22 protein-coding genes are annotated in these 19,965 nt (G+C 70.7%); 8 read left to right on the forward strand and 14 right to left on the reverse strand.

All coding sequences use genetic code 11. From position 1 onward, the window contains the following. Positions 1 to 252 precede the first annotated feature (252 nt). The 4 genes from OG429_RS10610 (at position 253) to OG429_RS10625 (ending at position 3,268) form a co-directional block, all read left to right on the forward strand. Positions 253 to 2,091: an endonuclease/exonuclease/phosphatase family protein gene (locus OG429_RS10610; protein ID WP_328925054.1), complete on the forward strand. Its 1,839-nt coding sequence runs from the start codon at positions 253 to 255 to the stop codon at positions 2,089 to 2,091. 89 nt (positions 2,092 to 2,180) lie between these two features. Further along, positions 2,181 to 2,636: a GNAT family N-acetyltransferase gene (locus OG429_RS10615; RefSeq protein WP_328925055.1), complete on the forward strand. Its 456-nt coding sequence runs from the start codon at positions 2,181 to 2,183 to the stop codon at positions 2,634 to 2,636. Between the two features lie 125 nt (positions 2,637 to 2,761). Next, the gene (locus OG429_RS10620; RefSeq protein WP_328925056.1) at positions 2,762 to 3,016 is read left to right on the forward strand and encodes a hypothetical protein; all 255 of its coding nucleotides are present in this window, start codon (positions 2,762 to 2,764) and stop codon (positions 3,014 to 3,016) included. 54 nt (positions 3,017 to 3,070) lie between these two features. Beyond that, positions 3,071 to 3,268 (forward strand): hypothetical protein, encoded by a 198-nt coding sequence (locus tag OG429_RS10625; protein WP_328925057.1) that lies wholly within the window; start codon positions 3,071 to 3,073, stop codon positions 3,266 to 3,268. A 16-nt stretch (positions 3,269 to 3,284) separates the two neighbouring features. Here OG429_RS10625 and dapD read toward each other — a convergent pair whose 3' ends face one another. Both dapD and OG429_RS10635 read right to left on the reverse strand, forming a co-directional pair. After that, positions 3,285 to 4,265 carry a 2,3,4,5-tetrahydropyridine-2,6-dicarboxylate N-succinyltransferase gene (gene dapD, locus OG429_RS10630; protein ID WP_328925058.1) on the reverse strand — a complete coding sequence of 327 codons (981 nt, stop codon included), beginning with the start codon at positions 4,263 to 4,265 and terminating at the stop codon, positions 3,285 to 3,287. A gap of 9 nt (positions 4,266 to 4,274) precedes the next feature. Further along, complete coding sequence (locus OG429_RS10635; protein ID WP_328930226.1) at positions 4,275 to 5,504, reverse strand: MFS transporter; 1,230 nt, start codon at positions 5,502 to 5,504, stop codon at positions 4,275 to 4,277. A 98-nt stretch (positions 5,505 to 5,602) separates the two neighbouring features. Here OG429_RS10635 and OG429_RS10640 point away from each other — a divergent pair, with 98 nt between their 5' ends. Continuing rightward, entirely contained in the window at positions 5,603 to 6,478 is an 876-nt protein-coding gene (locus tag OG429_RS10640) for a winged helix-turn-helix transcriptional regulator (RefSeq protein WP_328925059.1), read from the forward strand. Here the strand turns inward: OG429_RS10640 and OG429_RS10645 are convergent. Both OG429_RS10645 and OG429_RS10650 read right to left on the reverse strand, forming a co-directional pair. Further along, complete coding sequence (locus OG429_RS10645) at positions 6,475 to 7,011, reverse strand: TetR/AcrR family transcriptional regulator (RefSeq protein ID WP_328925060.1); 537 nt, start codon at positions 7,009 to 7,011, stop codon at positions 6,475 to 6,477. The two genes, OG429_RS10640 and OG429_RS10645, sit on opposite strands and share 4 nt — an antisense overlap. Next, on the reverse strand, positions 7,011 to 7,331 hold the full coding sequence (locus OG429_RS10650; protein WP_328925061.1) for a DMT family transporter: 321 nt from the start codon (positions 7,329 to 7,331) through the stop codon (positions 7,011 to 7,013). The genes OG429_RS10645 and OG429_RS10650 overlap by 1 nt, the downstream gene beginning before the upstream one ends. A gap of 130 nt (positions 7,332 to 7,461) precedes the next feature. Here OG429_RS10650 and OG429_RS10655 point away from each other — a divergent pair, with 130 nt between their 5' ends. Next, positions 7,462 to 8,274 (forward strand): hypothetical protein, encoded by an 813-nt coding sequence (locus OG429_RS10655; RefSeq protein WP_328925062.1) that lies wholly within the window; start codon positions 7,462 to 7,464, stop codon positions 8,272 to 8,274. On the opposite strand, the gene OG429_RS10660 is transcribed toward OG429_RS10655, so the two are convergent. From OG429_RS10660 to OG429_RS10705, 10 genes are all read right to left on the reverse strand, one after another. Then, positions 8,261 to 9,622 carry a hypothetical protein gene (locus tag OG429_RS10660; protein ID WP_328925063.1) on the reverse strand — a complete coding sequence of 454 codons (1,362 nt, stop codon included), beginning with the start codon at positions 9,620 to 9,622 and terminating at the stop codon, positions 8,261 to 8,263. The genes OG429_RS10655 and OG429_RS10660 overlap by 14 nt on opposite strands. Beyond that, positions 9,619 to 11,046, reverse strand: coding sequence for a hypothetical protein (locus OG429_RS10665; RefSeq protein WP_328925064.1), 1,428 nt, complete (start codon positions 11,044 to 11,046; stop codon positions 9,619 to 9,621). Before OG429_RS10665 ends, OG429_RS10660 begins: the two co-directional genes overlap by 4 nt. 195 nt (positions 11,047 to 11,241) lie before the next feature. Beyond that, positions 11,242 to 11,586 carry a metal-sulfur cluster assembly factor gene (locus tag OG429_RS10670; protein WP_030388904.1) on the reverse strand — a complete coding sequence of 115 codons (345 nt, stop codon included), beginning with the start codon at positions 11,584 to 11,586 and terminating at the stop codon, positions 11,242 to 11,244. Further along, positions 11,583 to 12,044 carry a Fe-S cluster assembly sulfur transfer protein SufU gene (sufU, locus tag OG429_RS10675; RefSeq protein ID WP_030292254.1) on the reverse strand — a complete coding sequence of 154 codons (462 nt, stop codon included), beginning with the start codon at positions 12,042 to 12,044 and terminating at the stop codon, positions 11,583 to 11,585. The genes OG429_RS10670 and sufU overlap by 4 nt, the downstream gene beginning before the upstream one ends. Positions 12,045 to 12,075: 31 nt before the next feature. Then, positions 12,076 to 13,332 (reverse strand): cysteine desulfurase, encoded by a 1,257-nt coding sequence (locus tag OG429_RS10680; protein WP_328925065.1) that lies wholly within the window; start codon positions 13,330 to 13,332, stop codon positions 12,076 to 12,078. Next, positions 13,329 to 14,096 carry a Fe-S cluster assembly ATPase SufC gene (gene sufC / locus OG429_RS10685; protein WP_328925066.1) on the reverse strand — a complete coding sequence of 256 codons (768 nt, stop codon included), beginning with the start codon at positions 14,094 to 14,096 and terminating at the stop codon, positions 13,329 to 13,331. Before sufC ends, OG429_RS10680 begins: the two co-directional genes overlap by 4 nt. Positions 14,097 to 14,103: 7 nt before the next feature. Then, positions 14,104 to 14,421: a bifunctional 3-phenylpropionate/cinnamic acid dioxygenase ferredoxin subunit gene (locus OG429_RS10690; RefSeq protein ID WP_328925067.1), complete on the reverse strand. Its 318-nt coding sequence runs from the start codon at positions 14,419 to 14,421 to the stop codon at positions 14,104 to 14,106. Next, positions 14,421 to 15,599 carry a Fe-S cluster assembly protein SufD gene (gene sufD, locus OG429_RS10695; protein WP_328925068.1) on the reverse strand — a complete coding sequence of 393 codons (1,179 nt, stop codon included), beginning with the start codon at positions 15,597 to 15,599 and terminating at the stop codon, positions 14,421 to 14,423. The genes OG429_RS10690 and sufD overlap by 1 nt, the downstream gene beginning before the upstream one ends. Positions 15,600 to 15,659: 60 nt before the next feature. Continuing rightward, positions 15,660 to 17,075: a Fe-S cluster assembly protein SufB gene (gene sufB, locus OG429_RS10700; protein ID WP_328925069.1), complete on the reverse strand. Its 1,416-nt coding sequence runs from the start codon at positions 17,073 to 17,075 to the stop codon at positions 15,660 to 15,662. Then, a complete protein-coding gene (locus OG429_RS10705) occupies positions 17,072 to 17,833 on the reverse strand; it encodes a helix-turn-helix transcriptional regulator (RefSeq protein WP_328925070.1) in 762 nt (253 codons plus the stop codon). Before OG429_RS10705 ends, sufB begins: the two co-directional genes overlap by 4 nt. 344 nt (positions 17,834 to 18,177) lie before the next feature. On the opposite strand from OG429_RS10705, the gene OG429_RS10710 reads away from it, so the two are divergent. Together OG429_RS10710 and OG429_RS10715 are read left to right on the forward strand one after the other, a co-directional pair. Then, a complete protein-coding gene (locus OG429_RS10710; RefSeq protein WP_328925071.1) occupies positions 18,178 to 19,104 on the forward strand; it encodes an ABC transporter ATP-binding protein in 927 nt (308 codons plus the stop codon). 88 nt (positions 19,105 to 19,192) lie between these two features. Continuing rightward, positions 19,193 to 19,960: an ABC transporter permease gene (locus OG429_RS10715; RefSeq protein ID WP_328925072.1), complete on the forward strand. Its 768-nt coding sequence runs from the start codon at positions 19,193 to 19,195 to the stop codon at positions 19,958 to 19,960. The last annotated feature ends 5 nt before the right edge of the window (positions 19,961 to 19,965 follow it).

Genomic DNA, 19,965 nt, shown 5'->3' on the forward strand with positions numbered 1-19,965 from the left:
GTGACGTCCCGTCGGTCCGTCGGACGGCCGACCTTGCCAGGCGACCCAGCGTAGACGCATTTCGGGCGGGTCCGACGGGTCATCCCCTTTGGTTCATCCCACAGTCGGCTGCCGTATTCCCTGGAGGCCTTGACAACTTTGGCTGCCACACAGGAAATTGACGCGCGTAGATGTTTCGGGAGCCGCAAGTCTCCCGCAGATCTCCTGCCGCAACACCGCCGTCTCCCTCATCCCACACCGGAGTTCCCGCTCATGCGCTCCTCGCATCCCCGTTCCGCCGCCGTCTCGGCCCTCGTCGCCACCGCGCTGGCCACCGGCTTGCTGGCGGGCTCGGCCGACGCGGCCGAAGGCTCCGCCGCCGGTCAGGTACGCATCCACGACATTCAGGGCACCACCCGGATATCCCCGCTCGTCGGCAAGCAGGTCTCGGATGTCGAGGGCATCGTGACGGGCGTGCGCACGTACGGCTCGCGCGGCTTCTGGATCCAGGACCCCGACGCCGACGACAACGCCGCCACCAGCGAGGGCGTGTTCGTCTTCACCAGCTCGGTCCCGACCGTCGCCGTGGGCGACGCGGTCAAGGTCTCCGGCACGGTCGGCGAGTACGTCCCGGGCGGCCTCAGCTCGGGCAACCAGTCGGCGACCCAGATATCCAAGCCGGTCGTCACGGTGGTCTCCTCGGGCAACGCGCTGCCCGAGGCCACCGCGGTCAACGAGTACACGGTGCCCGCCGAGTACGCCCCGGCCGGCGACCCGGCCGCCGGAGGCAGCATCAACGGCCTGGCCCTGGACCCCTCGCGCTACGCCCTGGACTACTACGAGTCCCTTGAGGGCATGAACGTCAAGATCGGCACCTCGCGCGTGGTCGGCGCCACCGACCCGTACTCGGAGCTGTGGGTCACCGTGAAGGGCTGGGAGAACACCGCCAAGCGAGGCGGGACCATCTACGGCTCCTACGAGTCCCAGAACACGGGCCGCCTCCAGATCCAGCAGCTCGCGCCCGTCGCGCAGCAGCCCTTCCCGGTGGCCAACGTCGGCGACAAGCTGACCGGCGTCACCGAAGGCCCGCTGGACTTCAACCAGTTCGGCGGCTACACGCTGGCGGCCCGCACCCTCGGCACCGTCAAGGCGGGCACCCTCGCCCCCGAGAAGACCAAGCCGCAGGCCGAGCAAGAGCTCGCGGTGGCCACGTACAACGTCGAGAACCTCGACCCGACCGACCCGCAGGCGAAGTTCGACGCGCTGGCGAAGGCGGTCGTCGAGAACCTGGCCTCCCCCGACATCCTCGCCCTGGAGGAGATCCAGGACGACAACGGCGCCAAGAACGACGGCACGGTCTCGGCCGAGCAGACGCTCACGAAGTTCACCGCGGCGATCGCGGCGGCGGGCGGCCCGGCCTACCAGTGGCGGACCGTCAACCCCGAGGACAAGAAGGACGGCGGCGAGCCCGGCGGCAACATCCGCCAGGTGTTCCTCTTCAACCCGGAGCGGGTCTCCTTCACCGAGCGCGCCCCGGGCGACGCGGTGACGGCGACCGGCGTGGTCAAGGAGAACGGCAAGGCCGCCCTGACCCACTCCCCCGGCCGGATCGACCCCGCGAACCCCGCGTGGGCCGACAGCCGCAAGCCGCTGGCGGGCGAGTTCGTCTTCCGCGGCAAGACGGTCTTCGTGATCGCCAACCACTTCGGCTCCAAGGGCGGCGACGAGGGCCTGACCTCGCACCACCAGCCGCCGGTCCGCTCCTCGGAGGCCAAGCGGCTGCTCCAGGCGCAGGCCGTGAACGGCTTCGTGAAGGAGGTCCTGGCGGCGGAGAAGAACGCGAACGTCCTCGTCCTCGGCGACATCAACGACTTCGAGTTCTCGGCGACGACGAACGCGCTGGCCGACGGTGGGGCGCTGTACCCGGCGATCAAGTCGCTGCCGAAGGCGGAGCGGTACTCGTACGTCTACCAGGGCAACGCGCAGGTTCTGGACCAGATCCTGACCAGCCCGGCGATCAAGCACTTCACCTACGACAGCGTGCACATCAACGCGGAGTTCTCGGCGCAGAACAGCGACCACGACCCGCAGGTGCTGCGCTTCAAGCCGTAGCAGTAGCAGTAGCCGTAGCCGCTTGACCCCTTGAGGCCGCAGAGGGCCCGGACGCCGTCCAGTCCGGGCCCTCTGCCACACTCCTGGCCATGATCTTCCGAATCGCCACCCGCGAGGACCTACCCGCCGTACTCGCCCTGCTGGCCGACGAGGAACGGGTCGTGGACCCGGCTTCGATCGTGGTCGACGAGGCGCTGGAGCGGGCCTTCGCCGCCATCGCGGCGGACGCGCGCAACGAGATGCTGGTCCTGACGGACGACGACGGCGCCGTGGTGCTGGGCTGCCTCCAGCTGACGTACATCCCGGGCCTGGGCCAGGGCGGCCGGGACCGGGCGCTGGTGGAGGCGGTACGGATCCGCCCGGACCGGCGGGGCGGAGGGCTGGGGGCGGAGCTGATGAAGTTGGCCGCCGACCGGGCCCGCGAGCGCGGCTGCGGCCTGGTCCAGCTGACCAGCAACAAGCGGCGCACGGCCGCCCACCGCTTCTACGAGCGGCTGGGCTTCGCACGCAGCCACGAGGGCTTCAAGCTCTCGCTGGCGGACTGACATGGGCCGAAGTAGGGCCTTTAGGCCCTGGCGTGACGCTCGCCACATCTCTGCCGAATCGCCCGGTTGTGGTGTTGAGTAGCTCCACGCCACCCCGTCTTCACGCTCGTTTTTTGGAGGACCGCATGTTCCCCTCCATCTCCCTCACCCAGGAAATCGGCCTCGCGGTCCTGCTGGCCGCCGCCCTCGTATGGCTCATCGGCCTCGGCCACATGCTCCGGGGCAGCCGCTTGCGCCACCCCGAGCCCGGCGCCTTCGAGGGCCTGTCGGTGATCCCGGCGCAGCGCGGCGCCGCCGCGCACCCGATGGAGGCCGTGGAGCTGACCGAAGCGGAGAAGGAGGCCTTCGCCGGCCTGGTCCGCAGGATCCCGCTGAGCTGATCGCCCGCCGGGCCCTTCGCGCAATCAAGCCCTCCACCTGCGGTTTCTCCGCAGGTGGAGGGCTTTGCGCTTCCAGGGCGCCGGTCGGGCGGCGGCGCCTACGGACCGCACACGTGCAAGCCCGGCTACATCTGGCGCAAGGGCTTCGACGGCGACGCCCTGTGTGTCACGCCGGAAGAACGCTCGGCCGCCATGAACAAGGGCAAGCTGATCGACAACGGCCCGCACCTCAAGGGCATTCCGGGAAAGTGACGGCGAGGAGCAGGCGTCAGTTGTGGCTGTGCAGGACCTCGTTCAGGCCGCCCCAGGCCGCCTTGTACGGGCGGGCCTCGACGGCGCCGGTGACCGAGTTGCGGCGGAAGAGGATGTTGTTGGCGCCCGAGAGCTCCAGGGCCTTGACGATCTGGCCGTCCGGCAGGGTGACGCGGGTGCCCGCGGTCACGTAGAGGCCGGCCTCGACGACGCACTCGTCGCCGAGCGCGATGCCCACGCCCGCCTCGGCGCCGATCAGGGTGCGCTCGCCGATCGAGATGATCTGCTTGCCGCCGCCCGAGAGGGTGCCCATGGTGGAGGCGCCGCCGCCGATGTCGGAGCCGTCGCCGACCACGACACCCGCGGAGATGCGGCCCTCGACCATGGAGGTGCCGAGCGTGCCGGCGTTGAAGTTGACGAAGCCCTCGTGCATGACGGTGGTGCCCTCGGCGAGGTGCGCGCCGAGGCGGACACGGTCCGCGTCGGCGATGCGCACGCCCTTGGGGGCGACGTAGTCCGTCATCCGGGGGAACTTGTCGATCGAGGTGACCTGGAGGTGCAGGCCCTCGGCGCGCGCGTTGAGCCGGACGGTCTCGACCTGGTCGACGGCGACCGGGCCCAGCGAGGTCCAGGCGACGTTGGTGAGCAGGCCGAAGACACCGTCGAGGTTCTGGCCGTGCGGCTTGACCAGGCGGTGGCTGAGCAGGTGCAGGCGCAGGTACGCGTCGTGCGCGTCCAGCGGCTTGTCCTCCAGGGAGGAGATCACCGTACGGACGGCCACGACCTCGACGCCGCGGACCGCGTCCTGGCGGATCGCCTTCGACGCGGCGGCGCCCAGCAGCTCCACGGCCTGCTCGGCGGTGAGGCGCTCGGTGCCGGCCGGGCCGGGCTCGGCGACCAGCTCGGGGGCGGGGAACCAGGTGTCGAGGACGGTGCCGTCGGCGGTGATGGTGGCAAGTCCGGCGGCGACGGCGCCGGTGGTACGCGTAGCAGTCATGCCAGAAACCTAACCGGCGACGGCCCGCGGTCGCGAACCGGTCTCATGTGCCGGTCGCGCGCGTCGCCGCGCCCCCGGCGCACCCATGACCAGCACGGTCACCCCGGCGGCCGCGCCGAGCACCGCGCACACGGGCCACAGCAGGCCGGGCGCGGCGTCGTACAGGGCTCCGCCGAGGGGCCCCGCGAGGACGACGCCACTGACGGACACGCCCGCGTACAGGCTCTGGAACCGGCCGATGGCGTGCTCGGGCGACTCGTCGGCGACGTACGCGGTGGCGGTGGTCTTGTAGAGGATCTCGCCGAGGGTGAGCAGCACCATCATCGCGACGGTGGTCGCGATGCCCACCCCGAGCAGCAGCATCGCGTAGCCGCCGCCCACCAGCACCAGACCGCTGCCGATGACGTGCAGCGGGGAACGCCGGCGCAGGGCGAGGGCGGCGGGTATCTCCAGGAGCATGATGACGCCGCCGTTGATCCCGATGAGCAGCCCGTACGCGCGGGTGTCCATGCCGTGGTCGGCGAGGAACACCGGGAACGTCGTGTAGTGCTGCCGGTAGACGAGGTCGATGACGGCGATCGCGCCGAGCAGCACGAGGACGGCCGGCCGCGCGCGCAGCTCCCGCCACAGCCCTCCGCGGCCCAGACCCCCGTCCGGGGCCGCGGAAGGGGTCGTGGCCGCCCTGGCCGGGACGACCCGGGCGGTCCAGACGGCGAAGAAGAGGGTGCCGAGGCCGTCCGCGACGAAGAGCCAGCCGTACGAGAGTCCGGTCGCGACCAGGGCCCCGAGCGGTGCGCCCACCGCGAAGCCGGCGTTGGACATGCAGCGGGTGACGGCGAAGGCCTGGCGCCGGGAGCCCTCCGGCACGGTGACGGCGACCAGCGCGGAGTTGGCGGCCCGGATCACCCCGGAGGCGTACTGGGCGAGCGGCAGGACGAGGGCCAGCAGGCCCGTCGGGACCGTCGGCAGGACGACGAGGGCGGCGCCGCCGAGCGCGGAGGCGGTGAGCAGCACGCGGCGGTGGCCGAAGCGGTCGCCGTACCAGCCGCCGGTGAAGTTCCCGGCGACCAGGCCGACGCCGCCGACGCCGACGACCAGGCCCGCCTGGGCGGCGCCGAGGCCGCGCGGGCCGGTCAGGTAGAGGAAGACGAAGACGAAGGTGAAGCTGACGACGGCATTGACGAAGATCCCCGCAGCCAGCAGCCACACAGTCCTCGGTACGTCCTTGAACCCCTGCAGCACACCCGTGTCCCCCGTATCCCCGAAGCGGGTCAGTTCCTTTTGGGAACGGACTATGTCAGCATGACAGCCTTGGGTCAACGGACAAAGGAGTTCCCATGGCCCAGCGCACACACCTCGGCGACGTGGACTGCTCCATCGCCCAGGCCCTCGACGTGGTGGGCGACTGGTGGACGCTGCTGATCGTGCGCGACGCCGCGCGCGGTCTGCACCGCTTCGAGGAGCTCCAGCGCGAGCTGGGGATGTCCCGGAAGGTCCTGGCCGAGCGGCTGAAGCTGCTGGTCGAGGCCGGGGTGCTGACGCGCGAGCCGTACCAGGAACGTCCGGTGCGGCACGAGTACCGGCTGACCCCGCGCGGGCGGGGACTGCTGCCGGTGCTGGTGGCCCTCCAGGACTGGGGGGACAGCTGGATCCTGGGAGAGGGAGAGATGACGGCGACGACCGCGGAGGCCTCCCGGGAGGCGGAACGGGTGCACGCGCTGCGCGGCACCCGGCTTCCGGAGCTGGCCCTGCCGGACCGTTTCGGCGAGCTGCGCGACCCGGTGGCGGACACCGCGTTCACGGTCCTGTACTGCTTCCCGGGCGCGTACGCGCGCGCCGAGTCCTACCCGCCGGGCTGGGCCGGGATACCGGGCGCAAAGGGCTGCACGTTCGAGTCGTGCACCTACCGCGACCAGCTCGCGGAGTTCACCGCGGCCGGCGCCACCGTGCACGGCGTGTCGACCCAGCGGCCGGACGAGCAGCGGGAGTTCGCGGAGCAGGAGCGGCTGCGCTTCCCGCTCCTCTCGGACGCGGATCTGGCCCTGACGGCGGCGCTGCGGCTGCCGACCTTCCGCGCGGCGGGCACGACCCGGATCAAGCGGCTGACCCTGGTCCTGGACCGCGACCGCACCGTGCGCGAGGTGTTCTACCCGATCCAGGACATCGAGGCGAGCGTCCAGGCGGCCCTGGCGTCGGTCCGCTCGGCAACCTAGGACGGACGCAGGACCCGGCCCAGGATCTCGCGGGCGTACGGCTCGTCGTACTCGGCGTCCGTCAGGAGGACCTGCAGGCTGATGCCGTCCATGACGGCGACCAGGGCGCGCGCCGTCACCGGGTCGGTCCACGGGGCCAGGGCGGCGGCGACGGCCTCGCACCACTCCGCCGCCACCGGCCGCAGCGCGGGCCGTCGCAGGGCCGCCAGGTAGAGCTCGTACTCCAGCTCGGCCCGGCCCCGGTCGGCCGACAGGCTCTCCCCCAGCAGCCGCGCGAGGGCGCCCGCGAGGTCCTCGCCGTCCCGCACGGCCAGGGCGGGCGCGTAGGCCTCGTTGGCCTGCCGCAGGGCGGCGACCAGCAGGTCGTCGAGCGTCTTGAAGTGGTAGGTGGTCGACCCGAGCGGTACGTCGGCCTCCGCGGCCGCGCTGCGGTGGCTCAGCCCCGCGATGCCCTTGGCGGCCACCACCCGGATCGCCGCGTCGATGATCCGCTGCCTCCGCTCGGGGTCGTACCTGCGCGCGCCGGGAGCCATCAGTGCGCGCCCCCCAGGTTCAGCAGCACCACGCCACCGATCACCAGGGCGATCCCGGCGATCTTCGCGGCGGTGGCCGCCTCCCCCATGAACACCATCCCTATGGCGGCGATCGCGGCGGTCCCGACCCCGGCCCATATCGCGTACGCCGTGCCCACCGACATCGTCTTCAGCGTCTGCGCGAGCAGGGTGAAGGCGATGACGTAGCCCAGCAGCGTGCCCAGCGAGGGCCACAGCTTCGTGAAGCCGTCGCTGTACTTCATGGCGGTGGTCCCGGCGACCTCGGCGGCGATGGCCGCGGCAAGCAGTGCGTAAGGCATGTGTACAAGAGTACACAACGATGTGTACGGACGTACATATGCAGCACCCGGGACTCCTGCGGCCTCCGGCGCTACCCTGTCCGCCTCCCAGGAGCCCGCAAGGAGCTCCCGGCGGACGGAGGGCCCGCGCATGGCGCAGCACTGGACCCATCGGGGCGGCGGCTGGCTGCCCCCGCGCTCTCCACGGCCCGAGGTGATACCCCTGCGCCCACTGGGGCCGCGGGACATCCTCGACGGGACGCTCACCACCCTGGGCCGGTACGGCGGCCGGCTGCTCGGCGCGCTGCTGCTGGGCCAGCTGGCCGGGCTGCTCCTGCTCGTCGCCGTCGCCGGAGCGGCCACCCTCGCCTCCGTCACCCGTACTGTCGGCAGCGGGGTGTTCGTCCACACCCTGGTCCCCGCCGTCGCCCTGTTCCTGCTGGCCGGCTGGGCGCTGGCCACCGCCCTGGCCGCCGCGCTGCTCCGGCCCGCCGTGCTCGGGCGGCCCGTCACCACGCTCGGGCTGCTGCGGGCGGCGACGCCCCGGATCCCGGCCGTGCTCGGGGCCCGGCTGCTGGCCCTGCTCGCCGCCGCGGGCCCCGGCGCGGCCGCGCTCGCGGCGGGCCTGCCGCCGCTCGCGCTGCTCCCCCTCGCCCCGGTCGCCCTCTGGCTCGGAGTGCTCTTCGCCCTGGCGCCCACGGCCGCCGGGTACGAGCGGCTCGGCCCGGTGGCGGCCCTGCGCCGTTCGGCCCGCCTGGTGCGGGGGGCCTGGTGGCGGACCTTCGGCGTCACGGTCCCGGCCGGGGCCCTCGCGCTGGGCGCCGCGTTCGCCGTCCCGCTGCGGTTCGGTGTGCTCGGCGCGCTGCTCGCCCCGGCCCTGCTGCTGGCCTTCCCGCAGCCGGCTTCGGGCCTGCTCTACATGGACCGGCTGCTGCGCCTCGGACCGGGGCTCAGCCCAGGGTGAACCAGGCCGTGCGGGCCTTCTTCCACTCCGGGTGCGTCAGGTCCTTGGCCTCGACGCCGTCCCCGTACAGGTCCGCCGAACCGCTGTCGGTGACCAGCTGCACCCGCGCGCCCGCCGCCGTCAGGTCGGGCACGTCCACGATGGCCTCCCAGCCGCCGGGGTCGGTGGTCGGCAGGTCGGCCCGCTTGACCGGGGCGTGGCCGGGGACGCCGTCCCACTGGTAGAGCGCGTACGGGTCGGAGTTGTCGTCCGCCGCCCAGGAACCGGCCAGGATCAGGTACTGGTTCGCCGCGTTCTTGCGGATGTCACGGACGGACAGCCCGCCGAGGTCGAGCTCGATGCCCGTCCCGAAGACCGCCTCGACCCCGGACGCCAGGACCTGGTCGAAGTTGGTGACGGGCACGATCAGCGCCTTGCCGCCGGGGACGGCGGGCGCCAGCGGGGCCCGGAAGCCCAGGTAGGCGGTGGCGGTGGAGCCGGGCGCGAACTCCAGCCCTTCCACGTTGAATCCGTCGATCTGCTTCGGCGCCTGGCCGGCCGCGGTCCCCGCCGCGAAGCCGTAGCGGTTGCCGTTCGCCGTGTCCCAGGCCACCAGATCGTCGCGGAGCTTCTTGTACGAGCGCTCGTACGCGAGCTGCGTGCCGGTCCCGGATCCGCTCACCGTGGTGGTGAACACCGTGTTCCGGGGCGCCTTGTACTCGCCATCCTTGTTGTTGCCGAGCGAGCCCGTCCAGTAGATGGTGTCACCGATCCGGGTCGCCCCCTCGATGTCCACCTCCTTGGTGACCCCGAGCTGCGAGCTGAAGTCCCAGGTCCGCACCGGGGCACCCGACCGCGAACGGTCGTACAGGCGCAGCACGTTGGACTCGTCGTCGGCGACGATCGCGTACCCGCCGCCCACGTCGACGGCGGCCGAGGCGTCCGAGGACCCGGTGAGGTACCGCGCGTCGGCCGGGTTCTGCACGGCGGCCGAAGCCGCGTAGTACAGGGTCTTGGTGGCCGTCTTGCCGCCCAGCCCGGTCACCTTGACGGTGAGGTTGGTGTAGCCGCGGCCCCGCGCGGCGACGGCCAGCTGCCGCACCGCCCCGGCTCCGGTCACGGTGACGTCGCCGGTACCGGCGACGGAGGCCTTGCTCGACGCCGAGGCGCTGACGGTCAGCGCGGAGGCGTCGGCCCCGCTCTGCCCCACGGTCACGTTCACCACCGGGTCCCCGACGGCGCCGACTGCCCCGGACAGGTAGGAGGCGGACAGCCCGATGGTGGGCGTCCCGTACGTCACGGCCTGGGCGGGCGCGCCGACCGCGGCGACCACCATCGCCGCGAGACCTGCGACAGCGAACTTCTTCATCGGTGACCCCCACGGGTGAAGTTGAGCGTGAACCATGCGGACCGGGACTTCTTCCACTCCGGGTGGCCGAGGTCCTTGGCCTCGGTGCCGTCGCCGTACAGGTCGGCGGCGCCGCTGTCGGTGATCAGCTGGACTGGGGCGCCGGGAGCCCGCAGATCGGGTACGTCGACCACGGCCTCCCAGCCGCCGGGGTCGGAGGTGGGCAGGTCGGCCCGCTTCTTCGGCGCGTGGCCGGGGACGCCGTCCCACTGGTAGAGCGCGTACGGGTCGGAGTTGTCGTCCGCCGCCCAGGAACCGGCCAGGATCAGGTACTGGTTCGCCGCGTTCTTGCGGATGTCACGGATGGCGAGGCCGCCGAGGTCGAGCTCGATGCCCGTCCCGAAGACCGCCTCGGCCCCGGACGCCAGGACCTGGTCGAAGTTGGTGACGGGCACGATCAGCGCCTTGGCGCCGGGGACGGCGGGCGCCAGCGGGACCCGGAAGCCCAGGTAGGCGGTGGTGGTGGAGCCGGGCGCGAACTCCAGCCCTTCCACGTTAAACCCGTCGATCTGCTTCGGCACCTGGCCGGCCGCGGTCCCCGCCGCGAAGCCGTAGCGGTTGCCGTTCGCCGTGTCCCAGGCCACCAGGTCCTGGCGCAGGCCCCGGTAGGCACGGGCGAAGGTGACCTCGGTCGCGGCGCCGGAGCCGGTGATCTTCGTCGTGAAGACGGTGTTCCGCTCGGCCTTGTACTCGCCGTCCTTGTTGTTGCCCAGCGAGCCCGTCCAGTAGACGGTGTCGCCGACCCGGGCGGCCGCCTCGATGTCGGCCTCCTTCTTCAGGCCGAACGCGGGACCGAGATCCCAGGACTTCACCGGGGCGCCGGAACGGGAACGGTCGTACAGCCGCAGCACGTTGGACTCGTCGTCGGCCACCAGCACGTGACCGCCGCCCACGTCGACGGCGGCGGAGGCGTCCGAGGAGCCGGTCAGGTAGCGCGTGCCGAGGCCGTTGCCCACGCGCGCGGAGGCCGCGTAGGACAGGGTGGCCGTGGCGGTCTTCCCGCCGCGCCCGGTGACCTCCAGGGTCAGCTCGGTGTAGCCCTGCCCGTGGGCCTGCACCGTCAGGCGCCGGTCCCCTTCGCGGGTCCGCTCCTGCCGTACGTCGCCCACGCCCGCGACGGCCGGATTGCTGGAGGAGACCACTCTCAGCCGCAGGAATCCGTCCGGTACACCGGCCTGCCCGACGTCCGCCGTCACGGCCGGGTCGCCGTACGCGCCCACCGCACCGCTCAGATGCGTGGCGGACAGCGAGACGGTCACGGCGGCGGCCTCCGGCAGGACGGCTCCCGCGGCCACGGGAGCGGTCAGCCCCGCGACGAGCAGGGCCGCGGCCCCTGCGGCGCCCGCGGCGCCCCAACGGCGCGCCGGTGAAAGGCGAACGGTCACGGGTGGTCCTCTCGTGGTCTGCGTCACGTCGTGACGGCCGTCGAGAAGATTCGGCCACCATGGCCAACTCCGCGTGCACTTCATCCGTCCACCCGGAGAACAGCGGACCGGAAGAAGGCGCACCGGAAGAGAGTCCGGCGGAAAACGAGGAGGGCCCCCGGCACGACCGTGCCGGGGGCCCTCACCTGCATGTGATCAGACGTTGAAGCCGAGCGCGCGGAGCTGCTCACGGCCGTCGTCCGTGATCTTGTCCGGGCCCCACGGCGGCATCCAGACCCAGTTGATGCGAAGTTCGTTGACGATGCCGTCCGTCGCCGACTTCGCCTGGTCCTCGATGACGTCCGTCAGCGGGCAGGCCGCCGAGGTCAGCGTCATGTCGAGGGTGGCGATGTTCGCGTCGTCGATGTGGATGCCGTAGATCAGGCCCAGGTTGACGACGTCGATCCCCAGCTCGGGGTCGACCACGTCGTAGAGGGCCTCGCGGACCTCTTCCTCGGTGGCCGGCTTGATCGACGCCTCGGGCGTCGCGTTCTCGGTCATGCCGTCTTCCTCTCCGCGTCGCCCAGTGCCTGGGCGGTCGCGTCCTTCCAGGCCATCCAACTCAGCAGAGCACACTTCACGCGAGCCGGGTACTTGGAGACGCCGACGAACGCGACCGCGTCCTCCAGCACCTCCTCCATGGCCTCGTCGGGCTCGATCTTGCCCTTCGACTGCATCATCTCCAGGAACACGCCCTGGATCTTCTGCGCCTCGGCCAGCTCCTTGCCGACGAGCAGCTCGTTCAGCACGGACGCGCTGGCCTGGCTGATGGAGCAGCCCTGGCCCTCGTACGAGACATCGGTCAGCGTCTCGCCGTCGTACTTCACGCGCAGCGTGATCTCGTCGCCGCACGTCGGGTTGACGTGGTGCACCTCGGCGTCACCGTCGCGCAGGCCACGCCCGTGCGGGTGCTTGTAGTGGTCCAGGATCAGTTCCTGGTACATCGAATCCAGCTTCACAGCGACCCCAGCGCCTTCGTCTCGTTCTTCGTCATCCGAAGAAGTTCCGTACGTGCTCCAGCCCGTCGATCAGCGCGTCGACATCGGCGGGAGAGGAGTACAGGTAGAAAGACGCTCGCGTCGTCGCGGGAATTCCGTAGCGCAGGCAGACGGGGCGCGCGCAGTGGTGTCCCACGCGGACCGCGATGCCCTGCTCGTCCAGCACCTGGCCCACGTCGTGCGGGTGGATGTCGCCGAGCACGAAGGAGATCGCGGCGCCGCGGTCCTCGGCCGTGGTGGGGCCGATGATCCGCAGGTCGGGCACCTCGGCGAGGCGCTTGATCGCGTACTCGGTGATCGCGTGCTCATGCGCGGCGATCTTGTCCATGCCGATCGCGGACAGGTAGTCCACGGCCGCGCCGAGGCCGACGGCCTGGGCGATCGGGGGCGTACCCGCCTCGAACTTGTGGGGCGCCGGGGCGTAGGTCGAGGCGTGCATCGACACGGTCTCGATCATCTCGCCGCCGCCGAGGAACGGGGGCAGGTCCTCCAGCAGCTCCTGGCGGCCCCACAGGACGCCGATGCCGGTCGGGCCGCACATCTTGTGGCCGGTGAAGGCCACGAAGTCGGCACCGAGCTCCTGCACGTCCAGCGGCATGTGCGGGGCGGCCTGGGAGGCGTCGATCAGCACCAGGGCGCCGACGTCCTGGGCACGCCGGACGATCGCCTCGACCGGGTTGACCGTGCCCATGATGTTGGAGACCAGCGTGAAGGAGACGATCTTCGTCTTCTCCGTGATGACCTCTTCGATGTTGGACAGGTCGAGCCGGCCGTCGTCGGTCAGGCCGAACCACTTCAGCTTCGCGCCGGTGCGCTGCGAGAGCAGCTGCCACGGGACGATGTTGGAGTGGTGCTCCATCTCCGTGATGGCGATCTCGGTCTCGCGGTCGACCCGGTAGGGCTCGTCCGCCCAGCCGAGCATGTTCGCGACCAGGTTGAGCGACTCCGAGGCGTTCTTGGTGAAGATCACCTCGTCGCGGCTCGGCGCGTTGATGAAGGCGGCGACCTTGTCGCGGGCGCCCTCGTACAGCGCCGTGGCCTCCTCGGCGAGCACGTGCACGCCGCGGTGGACGTTGGCGTTGTGCTGCTCGTAGTACTCGTTCAGCGCGTCGAGCACCTGGCGCGGCTTCTGCGAAGTCGCCGCGTTGTCCAGGTAAACGATCTTCTTCCCGTCGTGGACCACACGATCCAGAAGGGGGAAGTCCTTGCGGATCGCCTCGATGTCGAGGAGGCCAGGCAACTGTGTCACGCGGTCGCGCCACCCTTCGTGCTGTACGACTCGTAGCCTTCGGCCTCCAGCTTGTCGGCGAGCTCGGCGCCGCCGGACTCGACGATGCGGCCTTCGGAGAAGACGTGGACGAAGTCGGGCTTGATGTAGCGCAGGATGCGCGTGTAGTGGGTGATCAGCAAGGTGCCGACCTCGCCGGTCTCGCGGACGCGGTTGACGCCCTCGGAGACCTGGCGCAGGGCGTCGACGTCGAGGCCGGAGTCGGTCTCGTCGAGGATCGCGATCTTCGGCTTCAGGAGCTCCAGCTGCAGGATCTCGTGGCGCTTCTTCTCACCGCCGGAGAAGCCCTCGTTGACGTTGCGCTCGGCGAAGGCCGGGTCCATCTGGAGCTGCTCCATCGCGGACTTGACCTCCTTCACCCAGGTACGCAGCTTCGGGGCCTCGCCGCGGATGGCGGTGGCCGAGGTGCGCAGGAAGTTGGAGACCGAGACGCCGGGGACCTCGACCGGGTACTGCATGGCGAGGAAGACGCCGGCGCGGGCGCGCTCGTCGACGGTCATCTCCAGGACGTCTTCGCCGTCGAGGGTCACGGTGCCACCGGTGACGGTGTACTTCGGGTGACCGGCGAGCGAGTACGCCAGGGTGGACTTGCCGGAGCCGTTCGGACCCATGATGGCGTGCGTCTCACCCTGCTTGACGGTGAGGTCGACGCCCTTGAGGATCTCGCGGGCGCCGTTCTCGGCCTCGACGGAGACGTGCAGGTCGTGGATTTCAAGCGTTGCCATGGATACCTCAGGACTCCTGGGTGAGGGAGACGAGCACGTCGTCCCCTTCGATCTTTACGGGGTATACGGGTACGGGGCGCGTCGCGGGCAGGCCCGAGGGCTTGCCGGTGCGCAGGTCGAAGGAAGACCCGTGCAGCCAGCACTCGATCATGCAGTCCTCGACCTCGCCCTCCGAGAGCGAGACGTTCGCGTGCGAGCAGATGTCGTTGATCGCGAACACCTCTCCCTCGGCGCGGACGATGGACACCGGCGTGCCGTCGAGCTCCACCCGCTTGGGGGAGTTCTCCTCCAGCTCGCTCAGCGCACAGGCCTTGACGTAGTTCATCAGACGGAGCCCTGGAGCTCGGCCTCGATCTTGGCGAGCAGGCGCTCCTCGATGTCGTCGACACCGATCTGCTGGACGAGCTCGGCGAAGAAGCCGCGCACGACCAGGCGGCGGGCGTCGTCGGCCGGGATGCCACGGGCCTGCAGGTAGAAGAGCTGCTCGTCGTCGAAGCGGCCGGTCGCGGAGGCGTGGCCGGCGCCGACGATCTCGCCGGTCTCGATCTCCAGGTTCGGCACCGAGTCGACCCGCGCGCCGTCCGTGAGGACGAGGTTGCGGTTCATCTCGTAGGTGTCGGTGCCCTCGGCGGTCTTCTGGATGAGCACGTCACCGATCCAGACGGCGTGGGCGTCCTGGCCCTGGAGCGCGCCCTTGTAGACCACGTTCGACTTGCAGTGCGGGGCGTCGTGCGTGACCAGGAGGCGGTGCTCCTGGTGCTGGCCGGCGTCCGTGAAGTACAGGCCGAAGAGCTCGGCCTCGCCGCCCGGACCGGCGTAGCTGACCCGCGGGTGCAGGCGTACGACGTCGCCGCCGAAGGTGACCACGATCGACTTGAAGGTCGCGTCGCGGCCGACCAGCGCGTTGTGCTGGGAGACGTGGACGGCGGTGTCGTCCCAGTCCTGCACGGACACGACGGTGAGCTTGGCGCCGTCGCCGATCAGGAAGTCGACATTGGCGGCGCGCACGCCGTCACCGGTGTGGTCGATGACGATGACGGCCTCGGCGAAGGCCTGCACGTCGAAGACGGTGTGGCCGAAGGTCGTGCCGCCCTCGCCGTGCAGCGTGACGCGCACCGGCTCGGTCAGGACGGCCTCCTTGGGCACGGTGACGACCGTGGCCTTGGCGAAGGACGAGAACGCCTGGGCGGCGATCCGGTCCACCGGGGTGCCGGCCTTGCCGATGCGCGCGTCGTCGCGCTCCACCGACTCGACGGTGACGCCCTCGGGCGCGTCGATCTGGGCCTTCATGGTGCCGTTGGCGACCGCGGTGCCGTCGTGGAGACCACGCAGGCGGGCGAGCGGGGTGAAGCGCCACTCCTCCTCGCGGCCGTGGGGCACGGGGAAGTCCGCCACGTCGAAGGACGGGGGGGCGCTCATCCGGGTGGCGACGGTCGACTCGGCGGCCACCGCGATCGCGCCGGCGGTGGTCGAACCCGCCGGAATGTTCTGAGCCTCAGCCATGGCTGTCGTCTTGCTCTCTTCCTACGTCGTTAGCGGAGCTGGTGGTGGGGCGGTCGGGGATTAACCGACCGAACCCTCCATCTGCAGCTCGATCAGCCGGTTCAGCTCCAGGGCGTACTCCATGGGCAGCTCGCGCGCGATGGGCTCGACGAAGCCGCGCACGATCATGGCCATCGCCTCGAACTCCGTCAGACCGCGGCTCATCAGGTAGAAGAGCTGGTCGTCGGAGACCTTGGAAACGGTGGCCTCGTGGCCCATGGAGACGTCGTCCTCACGCACGTCCACGTAGGGGTACGTGTCCGAGCGGGAGATCGTGTCGACCAGGAGCGCGTCGCACAGCACGTTGGACTTGGAGCCGTGGGCGCCCTCGCCGATCTCGACCAGGCCTCGGTAGGAGGTGCGGCCGCCGCCTCGGGCCACCGACTTCGAGACGATGTTCGAGGAGGTGTTCGGCGCCATGTGGACCATCTTGGAGCCGGCGTCCTGGTGCTGGCCCTCGCCCGCGAAGGCGATGGACAGGGTCTCGCCCTTGGCGTGCTCGCCCATCAGGTAGACGGCCGGGTACTTCATGGTGACCTTGGAACCGATGTTGCCGTCGATCCACTCCATGGTCGCGCCCTCGTACGCCACGGCGCGCTTGGTGACCAGGTTGTAGACGTTGTTCGACCAGTTCTGGATCGTCGTGTAGCGGCAGCGGCCGCCCTTCTTCACGATGATCTCGACCACGGCGCTGTGCAGCGAGTCCGAGGAGTAGATCGGGGCGGTGCAGCCCTCGACGTAGTGGACGTACGCGTCCTCGTCGACGATGATCAGCGTCCGCTCGAACTGGCCCATGTTCTCCGTGTTGATACGGAAGTAGGCCTGGAGCGGGATGTCGACCTTGACGCCCTTGGGCACGTAGATGAACGAGCCGCCCGACCACACGGCGGTGTTCAGGGACGCGAACTTGTTGTCGCCGACCGGGATGACCGTGCCGAAGTACTCCTGGAAGAGCTCCGGGTGCTCCTTGAGCGCGGTGTCCGTGTCGAGGAAGATCACGCCCTGCTCCTCCAGGTCCTCGCGGATCTGGTGGTAGACGACCTCGGACTCGTACTGGGCGGCGACACCGGCGACGAGGCGCTGCTTCTCCGCCTCCGGGATGCCGAGCTTGTCGTACGTGTTCTTGATGTCCTCCGGCAGGTCCTCCCAGGAAGCGGCCTGCTTCTCGGTGGAGCGCACGAAGTACTTGATGTTGTCGAAGTCGATGCCCGTGAGGTCGGAGCCCCAGTTCGGCATGGGCTTCTTGTCGAACAGCTTGAGACCCTTGAGGCGGAGCTTCAGCATCCACTCCGGCTCGGACTTCTTCGCCGAGATGTCGCGCACGACATCCTCGGACAGACCCCGCTTGGCAGCGGCGCCGGCCGCGTCGGAGTCGGCCCAGCCGTATTCGTAGGTGCCCAGGCCATCGAGCTCAGGGTGAGCAGTCTCCGTGGTCATGCGGGGTTCCTCCCGGCCGTACTTGCAGATACTGATGTGTCGGTCTGTGTGGTGCTCGCGCTACGCGGAATGAACGTCGTGCACACTCCGTCGCCGTGGGCGATCGTGGCGAGGCGCTGCACATGGGTCCCGAGCAGGCGGGAGAAGACCTCGGTCTCCGCCTCGCAGAGCTGCGGGAACTGCTCGGCGACGTGTGCGACCGGGCAGTGGTGCTGGCAGAGCTGTTCACCGCGTTGCGGACCGGGAGCGCTCTTCGCCGTAGCAGCGTACCCGTCGACGGTCAACGCCCTGGCAAGGGCCTCCGTACGCTCCTCCGCAGCGGCCGCGTCGACGGCTTCCCGGTAGGCCTTCGCCTGCTCTTCCATCCGCGACCGGGCGAAGGCGGCGACGGCCGCCTCTCCCCGCTCTCCGCCGCCGACGGACTGCGCGATCCAGCGCAGGGCGTCCGCGGCGAGCGTGTCGTAGGACTGGTCGAAGGCATCGCGGCCGCAATCGGTGAGCGCGAAGACCTTGGCGGGCCGGCCCCGGGTGCGCGCGCCGTACACACGCTGCTCACGGGGTGCGACCACGTCGTCGGCGACGAGCGTGTCGAGGTGGCGGCGGACGGCGGCCTGGGTGAGGCCGAGGCGCTGGGCGAGGTCGGCGACGGTGGACGGACCGTGGTCCAGGATGGACCGCGCGACCCGGTTGCGGGTTGACCGCTCCCCGGTCGCGAGCTCCCCCTGGGGGGTCTCGATCTGCCGTTCGCCGTATTTCACAACGCCATTGTTGCGTAATTAGTCGAGCGGCGACAAGCCGTGACGGACGCCACCCCTGGTGGCCTCCATCACTAAGGGTTACCTAATCTGTCGACGCAGAGTTATCCGGAGGGAAACGCTCCGCACTCTCGCCGGGCCGCCGGTGGACCGCCACACGGCCTCCCACCAGCCATCCTCCACCCATGGGGCGTCCCGGACGGCGGACATCGCATTCCGGAAAAGACCACCTGCCGGCGCTGGGCCATCCAGGACCGACATGCCGAAATCAGCCGTGATCGCGTCACGAGCTTCGAATCCGAAGGCGACGGAAACAGCCCTCCCCCGGCTCCGTAGACTCATCCCCCATGAGCAACGACCCCGCCGTGGAGATCCGCGGACTGGTGAAGCGGTACGGCCCCAGGGCAGCGGTGGACGGCCTGGACCTCACCGTCCGCAGGGCCTCCGTCACCGCGGTCCTCGGTCCCAACGGCGCGGGCAAGACGACCACGGTGGAAACCTGCGAGGGCTACCGCCGCCCCGACGCCGGCACCGTCCGCGTCCTCGGCCTCGACCCGGTCGCCCAGGCCGAGGCGCTGCGCCCCCGGATCGGCGTGATGCTCCAGTCCGGAGGCGTCTACTCCGGGGCCCGCGCGGTCGAGATGCTGCGCCACATGGCCAAGCTGTACGCCGACCCGCTCGACGTCGGCCCCCTCGTGGAGCGCCTCGGCCTCGGCGGCTGCGGCCGCACCCCCTACCGCAGGCTCTCCGGCGGCCAGCAGCAGCGCCTGGCCCTCGCCATGGCCGTGGTCGGCCGCCCCGAGCTGGTCTTCCTGGACGAGCCCACCGCAGGCCTGGACCCGCAGGCCCGTCGCGCGACCTGGGAGCTCGTACGGGAGCTGCGCGCGGACGGGGTCTCCGTCGTGCTCACCACCCACCACATGGACGAGGCCGAGCAGCTCGCGGACGAGGTCGCCATCGTGGACGCGGGCAAGGTCATCGCCCACGGCAGCCCCGAGCAGCTGTGCCGGGGCGGCGCAGAGAACACGCTGCGCTTCACCGGCCGGCCCGCCCTGGACCTCGCCTCGCTGCTCAAGGCGCTGCCCGACGGCACCCAGGCCGCCGAGCTCACCCCGGGCGTCTACCGGGTCACCGGCGACGTCGACCCCCAGCTGCTGGCCACCGTCGCCTCCTGGTGCGCGCAGCACGGCGTCATGCCGGACAGCCTCTCGGTGGAGCGGCACACCCTGGAGGACGTGTTCTTGGAGCTGACCGGCAAGGAGTTGCGTTCATGACGGCGTACGGGACCGGCACCTGCCGGGGGTCCGGGGGTTGCCCCCTGGGAGGACACAGCGTGGAGCCGACCGGTAAGGAGCTGCGCCGATGAGCGTCGGCACGTTCACCCCCGCCCCGGGGGCGGCCCCCGTCTCCCGCATGATCCTCGCGCAGACGGCGCTGGAGACCCGGATGCTGCTGCGCAACGGGGAGCAGCTGCTGCTGACCGTGATCATCCCGGCGCTGCTGCTGACCCTCTTCTCGGCCGTCGACATCGTCGATACGGGTTCCGGGAACTCCGTGGACTTCCTCGCCCCCGGCATCCTGGCCCTCGCCGTGATGTCCACCGCCTTCACCGGCCAGGCCATCGCCACCGGATTCGACCGCCGCTACGGGGTCCTCAAGCGCCTCGGGGCCTCCCCGCTGCCGCGCTGGGCCCTGATGGCCTCCAAGACCCTGTCCGTACTGGTCACCGAGGTGCTCCAGATCGCCCTGCTCACGGCGATCGCCTTCGCCCTGGGCTGGTCCCCGCACGGGAACCCGCTGTCGGTGGCCGCGCTCGTCCTGCTGGGCACCGCCGCGTTCTCCGGGCTGGGCCTGCTGATGGCGGGCACCCTCAAGGCCGAGATGACCCTGGCCGCCGCCAATCTGGTGTTCCTGCTGCTGCTGGTCGGCGGCGGGGTGATCGTGCCGATGGAGAAGTTCCCGGGCGCCGTCCAGTCCGTACTCGGGCTGCTGCCCATCTCGGCCCTGTCCGACGGGCTGCGCGAGGTGCTCCAGCACGGGGCGGCCCTGCCGTGGGGCGACGCGGCCGTACTGGCGGTCTGGGCCGTACTCGGTCTGGGCGCCGCTGCGCGCCTCTTCCGCTGGGAATGAAACCC

The organism is Streptomyces sp. NBC_00190 (genome assembly GCF_036203305.1).
In the GTDB taxonomy this organism is placed as follows: domain Bacteria; phylum Actinomycetota; class Actinomycetes; order Streptomycetales; family Streptomycetaceae; genus Streptomyces.

What these genes read in the sequence shown, in the direction of transcription:
- OG429_RS10615 (WP_328925055.1), top strand. Translation starts at nt 2,181, where the DNA reads ATGATCTTCCGAATCGCCACCCGCGAGGACCTACCCGCCGTACTCGCC.
- OG429_RS10690 (WP_328925067.1), bottom strand. Translation starts at nt 14,421, where the DNA reads ATGAACTACGTCAAGGCCTGTGCGCTGAGCGAGCTGGAGGAGAACTCC.
- sufB (WP_328925069.1), bottom strand. Translation starts at nt 17,075, where the DNA reads ATGACCACGGAGACTGCTCACCCTGAGCTCGATGGCCTGGGCACCTAC.
- sufD (WP_328925068.1), bottom strand. Translation starts at nt 15,599, where the DNA reads ATGGCTGAGGCTCAGAACATTCCGGCGGGTTCGACCACCGCCGGCGCG.
- dapD (WP_328925058.1), bottom strand. Translation starts at nt 4,265, where the DNA reads ATGACTGCTACGCGTACCACCGGCGCCGTCGCCGCCGGACTTGCCACC.
- OG429_RS10655 (WP_328925062.1), top strand. Translation starts at nt 7,462, where the DNA reads ATGGCGCAGCACTGGACCCATCGGGGCGGCGGCTGGCTGCCCCCGCGC.
- sufC (WP_328925066.1), bottom strand. Translation starts at nt 14,096, where the DNA reads ATGGCAACGCTTGAAATCCACGACCTGCACGTCTCCGTCGAGGCCGAG.
- OG429_RS10650 (WP_328925061.1), bottom strand. Translation starts at nt 7,331, where the DNA reads ATGCCTTACGCACTGCTTGCCGCGGCCATCGCCGCCGAGGTCGCCGGG.
- OG429_RS10715 (WP_328925072.1), top strand. Translation starts at nt 19,193, where the DNA reads ATGAGCGTCGGCACGTTCACCCCCGCCCCGGGGGCGGCCCCCGTCTCC.
- OG429_RS10610 (WP_328925054.1), top strand. Translation starts at nt 253, where the DNA reads ATGCGCTCCTCGCATCCCCGTTCCGCCGCCGTCTCGGCCCTCGTCGCC.
- OG429_RS10640 (WP_328925059.1), top strand. Translation starts at nt 5,603, where the DNA reads ATGGCCCAGCGCACACACCTCGGCGACGTGGACTGCTCCATCGCCCAG.
- OG429_RS10660 (WP_328925063.1), bottom strand. Translation starts at nt 9,622, where the DNA reads ATGAAGAAGTTCGCTGTCGCAGGTCTCGCGGCGATGGTGGTCGCCGCG.
- OG429_RS10620 (WP_328925056.1), top strand. Translation starts at nt 2,762, where the DNA reads ATGTTCCCCTCCATCTCCCTCACCCAGGAAATCGGCCTCGCGGTCCTG.
- OG429_RS10670 (WP_030388904.1), bottom strand. Translation starts at nt 11,586, where the DNA reads ATGACCGAGAACGCGACGCCCGAGGCGTCGATCAAGCCGGCCACCGAG.
- OG429_RS10710 (WP_328925071.1), top strand. Translation starts at nt 18,178, where the DNA reads ATGAGCAACGACCCCGCCGTGGAGATCCGCGGACTGGTGAAGCGGTAC.
- OG429_RS10645 (WP_328925060.1), bottom strand. Translation starts at nt 7,011, where the DNA reads ATGGCTCCCGGCGCGCGCAGGTACGACCCCGAGCGGAGGCAGCGGATC.